Source organism: Lichenihabitans psoromatis (assembly GCF_004323635.1).
GTDB lineage: Bacteria > Pseudomonadota > Alphaproteobacteria > Rhizobiales > Beijerinckiaceae > Lichenihabitans > Lichenihabitans psoromatis.
Genome location: NZ_CP036515.1, coordinates 1,639,290 through 1,652,592, shown reverse-complemented (window position 1 = coordinate 1,652,592; position 13,303 = coordinate 1,639,290). Strand labels below are relative to the sequence as shown.

Here is a 13,303-nt window from a genome sequence, read left to right as displayed (position 1 = left end):
GATACTTCGGCGTTTCACTGCTCTGTCACGCCATGGTGCGAAGGAGAGCTTCGCAACAGAAGCAGCACGCAGCAACGCTCAAATAAGCTGGCTGCGCATTACATAATGTAATGATCTAAGAGCCTTGCCTCATCGTTATGTTTTCTGCCCAAGCGCGGTGCAGCCGTGCCTGAAGTCAGGTCACAAACTGGCATCCCGAATCCCCCATCCAGGATGCAGGGTTTCGATCGCCTCGAGGTCCGCGCGCATTTCGGCCACCAGCCAATCGCGAACTTTCATCAAGGTCGGGCGACCTTCTTTGTGAGGGACGCACACCAGATGACAGCGTCGACTGGTCCGCACCAGCTTCGGCCCGGCCGGCACGAGGGCGCCTGTCTTCAGCCATTGCGACACGACGTTGATCCAGCCCAGCGCAATGCCCTGACCAAGCAGGGCCGCTTGTAGAACGACGGCATAGTCGGACACGTGCAGAAGGTCGGAATGCTGGCCAGGACGGAATTGTCCCTGACGGAGTGGGGCAATCCAGTCTGTGCTGCTGTCGGCGAGATTGATGAAGGTGTCCTGGGTCTTGCCCGCGACGCGTCCCGCGAGATAGGCGGGACTGCAGACCGGGACGGTCACTTCGTTCACGAAGAAAACAGAGCCGGGCGACGCATCCTGTCCCTCGACGAAGCGCATGCCAAGGTCGACCGTATCGACCGGCCCTTTCAGCGCGCCGGGGATGAGTTGGAATCGAAGGTCCAGGTTGGGACAAGCGGTCTGCAAGGCACCGATGCGTGGCATCAGCCAGTGCGTGGTGAAGCCGGACGACACGGAGAGCGTGACCGTTTCCAAGCCGGTCCTCCTCTGCCGAATTTCGTCGAGAGCCCCTTCGACGCCCCGAAATCCCGCCGCAATACTGCGGTAGAGGATGCGGCCGCTTTCGGTCAGAACCACACCTTGAACAGACCGTTCGAAGAGCCGCGCGCCGAGATGCCGCTCCAGGCGCCCCAACATGCGGCTGACCGCAGGTTGTGTGACGTTCAGTTCGGCAGCGGCTTTCGTAAAGCTCAGTTCGCGTGCGGCCGCCTCGAACACGAACAAAGCATTTGCTGAAGGCAAGAGCTTACGGAGAGACGTCATAGGCTGACACGTTACCCCCGAATGGGGTCGGCTCATAGTGTGACGTGACCCGATGCAAGATCGCTTTGTAAGTTAGGTCGGTCACGCCGTCGCCTTGCTGTTGCCTTCGACGAAAGGCCGCGTGCGAGAACTGACGGAGGCTGCTGGATGACGATCTTGGGCCCAAAGTTGAATGTCCGCTTTTTTGCGAACCGCCAACTTCCGCTCCTGGCGGATTGTGTTGAAAAAGTCGGTCGATGGACGGTTCGAAAGGGCGGCCGCTTGGTGGCGTGATCGGAGGGCCCGAGCCTCACGCCAGTGTTGGCGTGGACATCGGGAGCAACTTGGCGAGCTTCCTAAGGTTCTGGGCAGCGGCCGCGAGGTGGAACTCGTCTCGCGCCCCGTGGGGGCCTCGTAATCTGAGCCGGTCAAGCTTCAGAATGCGCTTGAGATGGGCAAACAGCATTTCGACCTTCTTCCGCTGGCGCCTTGAGGTGACGTAAGCCTCGGTCATGGCGATGTCCCTCGCCATGTCGCGGGCGCCCTCGTGGATCGAGCGGAGGATTTTGCGGGCCGGTGCGTTGGGGCAGCACGCTGGCTTTAGCGCGCAGGGATCGCAGTCGAACTTGCTGGCGCGGTAGCGCATGAAGCCATCGGGATCGACACCCTCACGGCTGATACCGAAGCGACGGCGGTATTGGGGAAGCTCCTTTCCCGCTGGACAGGTGTAGCGGTCACGCCTGTGGTCATAGGCAAAGTCCGATCGGCTGAAGGTGCCGTCGCTGCGCTGGGACTTGTCGAACACAGGAATGTGCGGCTCGATCCCGCGCTCGTGGACCAGCCAGGCGAGGGTCTCGGCAGAGCCGTAGGCGGTGTCGGCGGCCAGCCTCGCCGGCCAGAGGCCAAAACGCTCCTGGGTGCGCGCGATCATGGTGCGCGCCGCGCCCACCTCAGCCTGCCGAATGGCGCGGCTGGCTTCACGTCGACGATGACGGCGTGGTCGAGATCGATCAGATAGTACGTAGCGTAGGCGAAGAAGGCATGGCCTTTCTGCGCCCCTGTCCATTGTGCTGCAGGGTCGGAGCGGGAGATGAACTTCGGCTTGACCTCGCTGGCCGCGCCCCAGGCCGCCTGATCAAGGGTGTCGAGATACTCACGCACTGCCCTGCGGGTCTGCGCGAGGTCGTCCCAATCGACCACCTCGGAGGCCGCTGCGGAGCTCTGCTTATTAGCGTCGGCCGTGATCAGGCTGGCATCGACGGCAAAGCCTTCTCCACCAACCAAACCTTCCTCGATGCAGCGCCGGACGGTGGTCTCGAACAGCTCGCGCAGGAGATCGCTGTCGCGGAAGCGCCCGTGTCGATTCTTTGAAAAAGTAGAATGGTCAGGGACGCGGCCTTCGAGACCGAGCCGGCAGAACCAGCGGTAGGCGAGATTGAGATGCACCTCCTCGCACAGGCGACGCTCCGAGCGGATGCCGCAGCAGTAACCGACGATCAGCATGCGGATCATCAGCTCGGGATCGATCGAGGGTCTACCCATCGCGCTGTAGAACGGCTGCACTTGCGCGCGCAGACCCGATAAATCTATGACGCGATCAATCGCACGCAGCAGATGATCCGTCGGGACGTGCAGCTCAAGGCTAAACTCGTAAAACAGCGCCTCTTGCACGACCTGCCGTTCGCCCATCATCGCGCCGTCCTCCACCCAGGAGAACTGAATCAGGACTTCAAGCCCACGGCAACACCGACTTTTTCAACACAATCGGCGCATACAGGACGCGGCGAGGAAAGCACCTGACGTGAAATGCGACTGGTTCAAGGGCGTCAGCCAGCTAGCTTCAATTTACCCGGGTCAGCCCGCGAGGACTGCGCCTCGCCGAACCATACGTGAGATGGTCGCCTGATCGACGTTGAAGCGCCGCGCCAAATCGGCTTGCGAGACATGACCGAGACTAAGCGCCTCGAGCGCCTCTTCGCGCTGATGACGGGTCAGTTTCGGCGGTCGGCCCATGTGGACACCTCTCGCCGCGGCCCGCTGCCGTCCATCGCTGGTACGGGCGCGAATCAGTTCGCGTTCGAACTCAGCCAGACCGCCGAGGATTGTGAGCATCAGCCGTCCATGGGGCGTGGTGGTATCGGCCCATTGATCCCCAAGCGAGCGGAAGCCAGCTTGAGCCCTGGCCACGAGATCGAGGATGTTGAGCAGATCGCGCGTCGACCGGGCCAGGCGATCTAATCGGGTTACGATCAGGGTGTCGCCTACCGTCAGAGCTTTTAGCGCTCGCGCGAGTTCCTTACGATCAGTTTTAGCGCCACTGGCGGTTTCGGAATAGACCCTGCTAGCTCCGGCGGTTTGGAGAGCTTGCTTTTGGGCATCAACCGTCTGCCCATCAGTGCTCACGCGTGCGTAACCGATCGTCGCCATGTTTCGACATTACGGTCGCGGCCGGCTTTCGCAAGTGACATCTGCATGAGTTAAGTCGCTGTTTTTGCTACTCGCAAGTGAGTTTGCAAAAGTTTTGATTTATGCACGGTGCGCTTTGCGCAACGAAGCTGCCGCTTACCGAAAGTTCGCTCGGGTCTGCTCTGCGGCAGGAACAGACATCAGCACGCAGGAAGGAACCGGACGTTCGTTACTCGGGCTGGAAGCTTTTACATCCGACCTCAATCGGACAACCTGCGAGCCATCTTTAGGCTGCCGCTTAGCGTTCCATCAGCATCGGCTTGCGTTCGACCCCAGGCAGCCCGACAGGGGCGCCATCGTTGCGCACCACCCGATGGCAGGAGATGGCGACCGCGATGGAATCGACGGCAAAGGACGGCGTCATGAATCCAAAGCACGCCGTCGGCGGCCAATAGCTCCCCGATTGAACGGGTTGTCGATCTAGCCCACTATGATTTCCTTTCGAGTCTGCAATTCGAAAGCGGTGGCTTGGGACAGGGAATGAACGCGTTAACGCAGACAGGTAAGCACAGCGCGGCGGGCCAGTACCTCGGCTACTCGTTGCAGCCGGTACGCCTTTGCTTTCACTTGCTAAACGCCCCGGACGGCGCATCTGTGTCACTCGAACATCTAGACGACGTCGCTGTGCATCTGCCGACCTCTGAACTAATTCTGGAACAGAGCAAGAGCGCTCTGAAGCAAAACCCGCTGTCCGACTGGGCCGGCGAACTCTGGAAGACACTCGCCAACTGGCTAAGCTTCATTGCTGCAGGCGAAGTCGATCCGTTGACAACTAAGTTTCGGCTCTATGTCACCCCGGTGAAAATCGGCGCCTTCGCCCAGTCCCTGAGTGCGGCGATCACGGATGAAGCCATCCAAGCGTTGCTGAAGGCGTTGGGCAAAAGCTACGGGAAGCTTAAATCTGCGCCGGGATGCGACGCCGACGTGAAGGCATTCCTGGCGGCGGATGCGGCCCAGCGGTCGGTGCTGATCAAAAACCTTGAGATCATCAGCACCGACGTCGACCCGGTCGATGCGATCCGGGCGATCTTCAAGCCTACAGTATCCCCCCTTGTCCTTGACCTGGTGTGCGAACGAGCGATCGGCGCAGCGAAAGAAGGCGCGGACAGGCTCATCCGGGCCGGGAAACCCGCGATCATTGATGCGGCCGCATTCCAAGCTGAGCAACGAGCCTTCGTCCAGAAGAACAATCTCCCCGGCCTCCTGTCTTCTTTTACCAAGGCGCCCTCGGATGAGACCGTTCAGCAGCTGATGGAGGACCGGCCTGCCTTCGTTCGGCAGCTCGAATTGATCGAAGCCGGAGATGAGGCGTGCCTTCGGGCTGTCAGCGACTACCTGCGAACGCTGTCAGATGTGTCGGTGTGGGGAGAAAGAGGGCTCATCTTCGAAAAAAACCTAACCGATTGGGACGATGATCTCGTGGGCCGCCACGAGCACATTGCAGCGGAAGTGAAGGACGTTCACGCCGGTAACGAGGCTGCGTCCCAAGGCCGGATTGTCTATCGCCGGTGCGCGCTGCTCCAACCGCCTCTGGATGGACGGGTGGTCCCCGGTCACTTTGTACACGGTTCGTATAATTCCCTGTCCCATGACCTCCGGCTTGGCTGGCATCCGCAATTTAAAACGCTGATGGGTGTCAAGCCTTGAGCGATATTGCGATCCCCAGTCGTCCCAGACTCCCACTCAGCGACTTAGCGATCGTACAGAATCCTGGACTAGGGGCGTTCGCCCTTTGGCGCTTCGGCCAAGGTTTTCAAGCGGACGAAGAACGGCAGGCGCACTTTGCGCTTGCCTTCCTGGTGCTACCTATCGTGTTGCACCGGGCGACAATCGAGCATGTCACCTCAACCTACCGGCCGTCGGGCCTGGCGCTTTTCGCCGCCAAGCTAGGCAAAGAGCGCGAGCAGCTTTTGGCCGTGCATCTGGAGTGGGCCCCTGACAATGGACAGGTTGGCGATCGTCGATTGACCGGAGGTCGGGCTTTCGAAAGATGAAAGTCCATGAGTCAACACCGAACCCACAGCGTCGAATTCAAGCGACAGGTTGTCCAGGAGTACCTGGCTGGCGAGACCCTGCATGGTCTCGCCAAGCGCCACGATCTGTCACGCAACCTGATCCGGATCTGGGTAGATAAGTTTCAGGCGGGGGCGCTCGATCAGGACCTGGGCGCGGCAGACCTTCTGCAGGCCTATGAGGCGCGCATCGCAGCGCTTGAGCGGCTGGTCGGAAAACAGGCTCTCGAGCTGGACTTTCTAAAGGGGGCTTCTCATGCATCTCTCCGGCCGAAAAGCGTGCCCGTGTCCTTAGCAGGCCCTGCGGCTTGTCTGTCGCAGAGGGGTGCCGGCTGATGGGTCTTGCTCGCTCCACGTTCTATGACGGGCCGGTGGCTGCCGTCGACGAAACCGCCCTTGTCGAAGCGATGTGGCGGATCTGCGAAGAGTTCGAGCGTTACGGATGGCGTCGTGTTCGAGCAGCTCTTGGGCAGCAGGGTCTCGTGGTCAATCACAAGAAGGTCCGCCGGCTCATGCGCGAGCATGACCTGCAACCGCGGATCCGACGGCGCACAACCATCACGACCGACAGTGATCACGATCATCCCATCTTCGCCAATCTGACACAGGACATGGCGCTGAACGGGCCAGACCAACTCTGGGTCGCCGACATCACCTACGTTCAAGTGGTCGGCTCATTCGTCTACGTTGCCATTGTCCTCGACGCCTGGTCGAGAAGGGTCGTGGGCTATGCCATGAGCCGATCGATCGATGCCCGGTTGACCCTGGCGGCTCTGAGGGCTGCCGTTGTGGATCGCAAACCGTCGTCCGGTTGCGTGCATCACTCGGATCGAGGATCGCAATATGCTGCCAAGGTCTACCGCGACGAACTCGCGGCCCGCGGCCTCAAAGGATCTATGGGAAGACGTGGCAATCCATACGACAATGCCAAGGCCGAAAGCTTCATGAAGACCCTCAAGGTCGAGGCGGTCTACCCGATGGCCTTCGAGACGTTCGAGGATGTGGCCGAACACCTTCCCCGCTTCATCGAAGAGACCTACAACGCTACGAGGCTGCATTCTGCCCTCGGCTATCTCAGCCCAAAACAGTTCGAGGATTACTTCACCCGGCAGACGGTCAAGTCGGCGGCTTAAAACCGTCCACCGGAAGGGGCCCACTCCAACGAACGCGCACTGTTGCTCCGGACCCTGACGCTCCAGTCGCTCGCCATGGGAGTCAGCGGACGCCTGATGTCGGTCGACTACGCGAATGGGACCGTCCGCGCGAATACGCCGGAGCAAAAGCAGAAGAAGCTGGTTCTGCCGGAGCGCGTCAAGCACGTGGGTCCGGCGGCGGAAAAGCTGGGGTACTGGTTTTCAAAACTCAGCATTGCCCAGGTCACAACCCTGCTACGGGTGGAGTTCTGAATGTACTTCCAACTCCGCACGCTGATTCTTTGGCCCCGTACGCCCGGCGACCCTCGGGTCGTTGAGTTCAAGCCCGGCGTCGTCAACGTCATCAGCGGGGCGTCAAAGACGGGCAAATCAGCGGTAATCCCAATTATCGACTACTGCCTCGGCTCCGACAAATGCGCAATCCCGGTCGGGGTCATCCGCGAAAACTGTAGCTGGTTCGGCGTTCTAATTGACACCCTGGAAGGTCAAAAGTTGCTCGCGCGACGTGAGCCGGGTGATCAGCAGAGCACCGGCGACATGGTGCTAATCGAGGGGCCCCAGGTGGAGATCCCGCAGACCATCACCGACAAGACGACCAACGTCGACACGGTGAAGCGGACAATGAACCGTCTCGCCGGGCTCACGGATCTCGACTTCGAACCGGGTACGGAGAACGGCTTCAAACTCAGGCCCAGCTTCCGAGACCTGATGGCTTTCACCTTTCAGCCTCAAAACGTCGTCGCCAACCCGGACGTGATGTTTTTCAAGGCCGACACGACCGAACATCGGGAAAAGCTCAAGACGATCTTCCCCTACCTCCTAGGTGCAGTAACTGCAAAGGTCCTTCAGGCTCGCTTCGAGATTGATCGTCTTCAGCGGATCCTGCGGCGGAAGGACGCCGAACTGCGCGCAATCGTGTCCGCGACAGGCGCTTGGCACGCAGAAGGCGACGCGTGGCTGCGTCAGTCCGTGGAGCTAGGCCTGCTGCCACCCGACAACGCCCTTCCCAAAGACTGGAACGACGTCGTCGATCTCTTGCGTAGGCTGTCCCAGAGCAATTCCAGCCTTGCGCGACCGAGCATGGCGGGGATCGACGTTGTGCTGACCCGCCTAGAGGTTCTTCGCGCTCAGGAGACCGAACTTGCGGCGCAGCTAACCGAACATCGTCAGAGACTGAATGAGCTGCGGCGGCTTGTAGAGAGTAGCGAAGCCTATGGCGATGCCATGCGCATTCAGAGAGATCGGCTGGGCCTGTCGACCTGGCTGCGGGATATGGCGTCGGACAGCGCCGACCCCATTGTCGCCATGGGCGATGGCGCTCGAGACAAGATCCTGGTGCTCTGCGACAACCTTGACGGCCTTGAGATACGGCTTCGGACTCACCCCGCCCTCTCCAACACGCTTGACAAAGAGATCTTGCGCCAGCGTGGCAACGCCGAGCGTGTCTTGACCGACTTAAACCAAGTCCGGGCTGAAGTCGCCACGCTCGAACGGGATTCCGAAGCAGCGCGCGACGAGGTCAGTCGGTTTGATCGGCTCGAGCGTTTCTTGGGACGGCTTGAACAAGCGCTTCAGCTGTACGACCGGGCCGATCAGTCTGGGTGGCTCCGGCAGGGGATCGTAGAGCTTCAAGAGCAAATTGCGGTCCTGCAACGGATCGTCTCGGAATCCGACATCAAGCGCAAGCTCCTCAACGCCCTGACCCGTATCGCTCACCAAGCGAACCGCCTCGTTCCCCAACTTGATGCCGAATGGCCTGACGCGCCTATCCGGCTGCTGATCGAGGATCTGACGGTCAAAGTGTTACGTGGGTCCCGCGAAGACTACCTGTGGGAAATCGGCAGCGGCGCGAACTGGCTCGCCTACCACGTCGCCACAATGCTGGCGCTTCAGCACTTCTTCCTGGACGAGCCGCACCATCCGGTGCCGGGAATGCTAATCTTCGACCAGCCCAGCCAGGTCTATTTTCCAAAGCGCGCCGCCGCCGACGACACTCCTGACGTGATCACTTGGCGAGACCAGGACGTCGTTGCCGTCCGCAAGGTGTTCGCCTTGCTCGGCGCCGAAGCGATCGGCGCAAAAAGCCGGCTTCAGATCATTATCCTCGATCACGCGGACGAGGACGTCTGGGGCGGACTGCCGGGTATCGAGCTGATCGAAGAGTGGCGCGGTCAAGGCCTCGTACCGGCATTCTGGCTGTACCGGCCGCCACCATAGTAGAAGAATCCACCCGAGCTTACAGCTGCGCAGGATTCTGATCTCTCAACCCATGGTTCACCATGATTCGGAGCATAGTGGATGGCGGGTGTATCAATCGAGACCACGCTGGACCTGTGGGGGTCCTCGCTGCGTGAGTTTAAGAGCACGACCGCCGCGGCCGCACTCATGTTGACAGGCCCGATCGGGCCGTTCATTCGCGTACAAGATTCCCGCAACACTCAGCGACCAAATGTCGCGATAATGCCGATCTCTTCCGCCATAGCGATAAGGACTCCGGGTCCCCCCCAGCCAGCCCCTTTTCGGATGTTCCCACCGGATCAGGGCTTCCATGCCGGTCATGCGCCCCTTCCTGGGCTCGTAAACCAGCAGAATTTTAGCTTGTACTAACCACGCGCAATTGCACGGCGTAAATCGGTTTGCAGTGTAAGGTTTTCCAGAGCCTCGTCGTGCATGAACTCGGCGAATACCGCAAAGCCGCGACCGCGCTCGATTACCCCAGCTTTCGCATGAACGCTCTGACATTTGAGCCTGTCCAGGCGCGCCCATTTGTTGTCCTAATCTGGCTTGAATTCAGGTGCTCAGCAATCCGCTCTGCCTTGCCTCTGACATCTCCGACGGCCACGACCGCGGCGTTGACGGCCGCCTGAAGCGCCTCTTGTCGCTCCGAGTCCCAGGCGCGGGGCAAAGTCTTCCGTGATTTACGGAAATGAGCGATCGGATCAAACGTCTCAAATCCGACCTGTTCGGGATCTGGTGGCAGGCCCACACACGGCACTGAGGTCACCTGCAGGATCACCTGCATGAACGGGTGTAGCCGAGCTTGATGGTAGTCTGCGAAGCGAATGTACACAAACGTCGCGCCCGTCTCCTGGGCCTTCCGGAGTGCCTTGCCGAGTTCTTCGGCCACCGCGTCGCTTCCCCGGTCGGGTCTCAACTCCAGGAACGCGAACTCGGCGACGATGTGGCCCTTCTGGCTTTCCACCCAGCGCCGAACTCGCTCGCGTTGGTAGCGGATGGTGCGACTGGCCGCGGCGGCATCATCAATGGCCTTCGGCAATCGCACGAACCCGACCGCTGGAATCGGCAAGGTCCAGTAGAAGCCGACGAAGCGCGTGCCTCCTGGTCGCACAAGTTTCTCGGCCTGGAACTCCGTCACTGTAAAAACTCCGGCAGATCCGCGGCCTTGGCTGCATTCGTGGAATTAGGGGAACATCGTAACCGAGCCAACAAGAGGTCCAATGATCCGCTCTGCAGCCCTGATCCTGATCGATCTTAAGCCCATTCTCCAGGGCGTCGTCGCCGCAGCACGGGAAGCCGGCAGCCTGCTGCTGGAAGAGTTCCATCGAGAGGGAGGTCCGCGCGGAGAGCACGGTTCGGCCGAGATCGACAAGGAAATGGAAGACCTCCTCAAGCAACGCCTACAAGCCTTAATTCCATGCGGCTGGCTCGGGGAAGAAACCGGTATCGTTGCAGAAGGCGAGGGGCTCGCCTGGGTTGTTAACCCGCACGACGGCACCGGCGCCTTTCTGGATGGACGCCGTGGCTCAAGCGTCTCGATCGCGCTAATCCGCGACGGACGCCCGGTGCTCGGCGTCGTCCACGCGTTCGCGATGCCGCCCCGCGGCGACACGATTGCCTGGGCAGAGGGGTGCGGACCAGTCCAACGCAACGGAATCGCAGTTCCTACAGATCTTCGGGCTGGCCGGCTCGACAAAGCCCAGGTGGTCGCTTTGTCTTACGTGGCCTCGCAACTGCCCGACGTGAACGCCGGCTTGGTCCAGCCCGCGCGCTTCATCGCCATGCCGAGTATCGCGTACCGACTAGCGTTGGCCGCCGTAGGCGACGTTGTGGCGGCCGTCGCGCTGAACCCGCTTCGGGCCTGGGACTTTGCGGCAGGGCACGCGCTTCTCCGCGGGGCCGGTGGCGCTCTGGTCGACGAGCAGGGTCGCGAGATCACCTACGATGCTCACGGCCGAGCTTCGACAAAGCGATGCTTTGGTGGAGCGCCTGCGGCTGTGGACAGCCTAGTGCCGAGACCCTGGTCCAAAGCCATGGTGCCCGATCCGGGTGATTCCCGTCCCGCCCGTCCCGCTATCCGAGTGCGCCAGGCCTATCTGCTCGATCGCGCTCAAGGCTGTCTGCTCGGGCAGGTCGCCGGCGATGCCCTAGGCGCTTTGGTGGAATTCCAAACTCAGGACGAGATCGCATCCCGCTTCCCAGGCGGGCCAAGCCAACTCGCGGATGGCGGTCCGTGGAACATCATCGCGGGCCAGTGCACCGACGATTCTGAAATGGCATTGGCTCTGGCCCGCAGCCTCGTTCGGGAGCAAAGCTTTGCTGCGGAAGCGGTCTTCGATGCCTACGGCGATTGGCGTCAATCCGGCCCCTTCGACATCGGTCAGACCACGTCAGCCGCTCTGACGCGGACCTATGGCCCAGTTGCAACGGCGCAGGCCGGAAGCCAGGCGAACGGCTCGCTGATGCGGGTGAGTCCTATCGGGATTTTTGCGGCGGGTGATCCGGCTCGCGCCGCGCGCCTCGCGGCGGCCGATAGCGCCCTGACCCATGCGCATCCTGTCTGCATCGCAGCATGTTCATCCTTCGCGGCCGCCATCGCGGTCGGCGTCGCATCCGGTCGGCGGGATGACATGCTCGACGCTGCCGACGCCCATGCAGGTTCTGGCGCGGATGCGGACATCGTCCGGGCCAGGCTCGCCGCCGCCGGGACAATGTTGCCGGCAAATTTCCAGGACCAGATGGGGTGGGTTCTGACAGCGTATCAGAACGCATTTTACCGCCTTGCAATCGGCCGCACCGCAGAGCGAGGCGTGGTCGAGACCGTGGCTTGCGGTGGGGACACAGATACCAACGGCGCGATTGTAGGGGCCCTGCTCGGAGCGGCGGAGGGCGGCAGCGCACTGCCCCGGCAGTGGGTCAGTATGATCATGTCCTGTCGTCCCCTGCGCTCGACAGGCGCTCGACGAGCTCGTCCTAGGCGGTTCTGGCCGGACGACATCATGGATCTTGCCGAGGGGCTTCTGGTCGCCGGGGGCGTGCGATGAGCACGCCGTCTCCAATCTCGCAGAGGATCCTAGCCTGATGCGCTTCTGTATCCATCGTGGCACACAGGAGATCGGCGGATCCTGCGTCGAACTGGAAGCCCAAGGTGTCCGTATCCTGCTGGATCTGGGACAGCCGCTTTATGCTACAGAACCAACGCCTGATCTCCTGCCCAATGTGCCGGGATTGTCAAAGGGCGAAGATCCGAGCCTGCTCGGCATCGTGCTGTCGCACTCGCATCGCGATCACTGGGGTCTAATCCCGCTCGCCTGTCCCGACCTCCCGGTAACTATGGGAGCAGCCACGCATAGGATCATGCAGGCCGCCGCTTCGTTCGTGCCGGGCATGGCTATGCCGAGCGCGGTGCGAATCATGGCAGATCGCGAAACCTTCGATCTGGGTCCGTTCCGTATAACCCCCTTCACGGTCGACCATTCGGCCTATGACGCCTACGCGCTTCTGGTCGAAGCTGACGGCCAGCGGTTGTTCTACAGCGGCGACCTGCGCGCTCACGGCCGTAAGGGCGCTCTGTTTGGACGGATGGTTCGCACTCCGCCAGCTCATGTCGATGTCTTGTTGCTGGAAGGGACCACTCTCGGACGTCCGCAGAGAACGGCCGGGCTGCCGACCGAGGCCGAGATCGAAGAGCGCTTTGTTGATACGTTCGCGGCAGGTTCCGGCCTGGTGCTGGTCTGCGCTTCGGCTCAGAATATCGACCGGATGGTGAGCATCTACAGGGCCGCGAAACGCACCGGGCGCACGCTGCTCATCGACCTCTACGCGGCTGAGATGCTGCGCGCGACAGGCAACCCGAACATTCCGCAAAGCTTTTGGCCAAACGTCGCCCTGTTCACGCCGCAGTACCAGCGGCGGCAGATCATGGAAAAAAGTCTCTTCGCCATCCTGGATCGCCACAAGAGTAACCGGCTCTTTCCCGAGGCGCTGAAGGCGCGAGCGCCGGATCTCGTCATGCTGTTCCGGCCGGCCATGCTGTACGACCTTCAACGGGCGGATTGCCTCAGCGGAGCAAGCGCGGTCTGGTCGCAATGGGATGGCTATTTGGCGGAAGATCGTGGTGTCGCGTTACGCGCGGCGCTCGACACCGCCAATATCCCGCTTACAGCGATTCATACCTCGGGTCACGCCAGTCTCGTCGATCTGCAACGGCTAGCAGCCGCTATGAAACCAAAGAGCATCGTGCCGATCCACAGTTTGGAAGGGCACAACTACCCCCTATGGTTCGACAACGTCGCGGCGTGCGCCGACGGCGAGTGGAAGGAGATTTAGACC

At 61.2% G+C, this 13,303-nt stretch carries 11 protein-coding genes and 2 pseudogenes; 8 read left to right on the top strand and 5 right to left on the bottom strand.

Translation table 11 applies throughout. From position 1 onward, the window contains the following. Positions 1-180: 180 nt before the first annotated feature. The 4 genes and pseudogenes from EY713_RS07670 to EY713_RS23115 all read right to left on the bottom strand — a co-directional run. Positions 181-1,122 (bottom strand): LysR family transcriptional regulator, encoded by a 942-nt coding sequence (locus EY713_RS07670; RefSeq protein ID WP_131114275.1) that lies wholly within the window; start codon positions 1,120-1,122, stop codon positions 181-183. A 289-nt stretch (positions 1,123-1,411) separates the two neighbouring features. Then, positions 1,412-2,793, bottom strand: a pseudogene (locus EY713_RS07665) (IS1182 family transposase). A 162-nt stretch (positions 2,794-2,955) separates the two neighbouring features. After that, entirely contained in the window at positions 2,956-3,504 is a 549-nt protein-coding gene (locus EY713_RS07660; protein WP_245572935.1) for a recombinase family protein, read from the bottom strand. Between the two features lie 301 nt (positions 3,505-3,805). Beyond that, positions 3,806-3,916: pseudogene (locus EY713_RS23115) on the bottom strand (bifunctional transcriptional activator/DNA repair enzyme protein Ada); the annotation flags it as partial. A gap of 131 nt (positions 3,917-4,047) precedes the next feature. Between EY713_RS23115 and EY713_RS07655 the strand changes: the two are divergent. From EY713_RS07655 to EY713_RS07630, 6 genes are read left to right on the top strand one after another with little or no spacing between them, the layout of a single operon-like run. Beyond that, positions 4,048-5,214, top strand: coding sequence for an ABC-three component system protein (locus EY713_RS07655; RefSeq protein ID WP_131114273.1), 1,167 nt, complete (start codon positions 4,048-4,050; stop codon positions 5,212-5,214). After that, the gene (locus tag EY713_RS07650; protein WP_131114272.1) at positions 5,211-5,561 is read left to right on the top strand and encodes a three component ABC system middle component; all 351 of its coding nucleotides are present in this window, start codon (positions 5,211-5,213) and stop codon (positions 5,559-5,561) included. Before EY713_RS07655 ends, EY713_RS07650 begins: the two co-directional genes overlap by 4 nt. Positions 5,562-5,567: 6 nt before the next feature. Continuing rightward, positions 5,568-5,915: a transposase gene (locus EY713_RS07645; RefSeq protein ID WP_131113309.1), complete on the top strand. Its 348-nt coding sequence runs from the start codon at positions 5,568-5,570 to the stop codon at positions 5,913-5,915. Beyond that, entirely contained in the window at positions 5,888-6,712 is an 825-nt protein-coding gene (locus tag EY713_RS07640) for an IS3 family transposase (RefSeq protein WP_245572688.1), read from the top strand. Before EY713_RS07645 ends, EY713_RS07640 begins: the two co-directional genes overlap by 28 nt. A 42-nt stretch (positions 6,713-6,754) precedes the next feature. Beyond that, entirely contained in the window at positions 6,755-6,985 is a 231-nt protein-coding gene (locus tag EY713_RS07635; protein ID WP_131114271.1) for a three component ABC system middle component, read from the top strand. Continuing rightward, a complete protein-coding gene (locus EY713_RS07630; protein WP_131114270.1) occupies positions 6,986-8,950 on the top strand; it encodes a DUF3732 domain-containing protein in 1,965 nt (654 codons plus the stop codon). It begins immediately after the preceding gene. 493 nt (positions 8,951-9,443) lie between these two features. Here EY713_RS07630 and EY713_RS07625 read toward each other — a convergent pair whose 3' ends face one another. After that, positions 9,444-10,109: a hypothetical protein gene (locus tag EY713_RS07625; protein ID WP_131114269.1), complete on the bottom strand. Its 666-nt coding sequence runs from the start codon at positions 10,107-10,109 to the stop codon at positions 9,444-9,446. 82 nt (positions 10,110-10,191) lie between these two features. Between EY713_RS07625 and EY713_RS07620 the strand changes: the two genes are divergently transcribed. Together EY713_RS07620 and EY713_RS07615 are read left to right on the top strand one after the other, a co-directional pair. Beyond that, complete coding sequence (locus EY713_RS07620) at positions 10,192-12,015, top strand: inositol monophosphatase family protein (RefSeq protein WP_131114268.1); 1,824 nt, start codon at positions 10,192-10,194, stop codon at positions 12,013-12,015. 37 nt (positions 12,016-12,052) lie between these two features. Beyond that, positions 12,053-13,300 carry an MBL fold metallo-hydrolase gene (locus EY713_RS07615; RefSeq protein ID WP_131114267.1) on the top strand — a complete coding sequence of 416 codons (1,248 nt, stop codon included), beginning with the start codon at positions 12,053-12,055 and terminating at the stop codon, positions 13,298-13,300. Positions 13,301-13,303 lie beyond the last annotated feature (3 nt).

Excerpts from the sequence above, each read along its gene's own strand:
- EY713_RS07630 (WP_131114270.1), top strand. The coding sequence starts at position 6,986 with ATGTACTTCCAACTCCGCACGCTGATTCTTTGGCCCCGTACGCCCGGC.
- EY713_RS07615 (WP_131114267.1), top strand. The coding sequence starts at position 12,053 with ATGCGCTTCTGTATCCATCGTGGCACACAGGAGATCGGCGGATCCTGC.
- EY713_RS07670 (WP_131114275.1), bottom strand. The coding sequence starts at position 1,122 with ATGACGTCTCTCCGTAAGCTCTTGCCTTCAGCAAATGCTTTGTTCGTG.
- EY713_RS07645 (WP_131113309.1), top strand. The coding sequence starts at position 5,568 with ATGAGTCAACACCGAACCCACAGCGTCGAATTCAAGCGACAGGTTGTC.
- EY713_RS07655 (WP_131114273.1), top strand. The coding sequence starts at position 4,048 with ATGAACGCGTTAACGCAGACAGGTAAGCACAGCGCGGCGGGCCAGTAC.
- EY713_RS07620 (WP_131114268.1), top strand. The coding sequence starts at position 10,192 with ATGATCCGCTCTGCAGCCCTGATCCTGATCGATCTTAAGCCCATTCTC.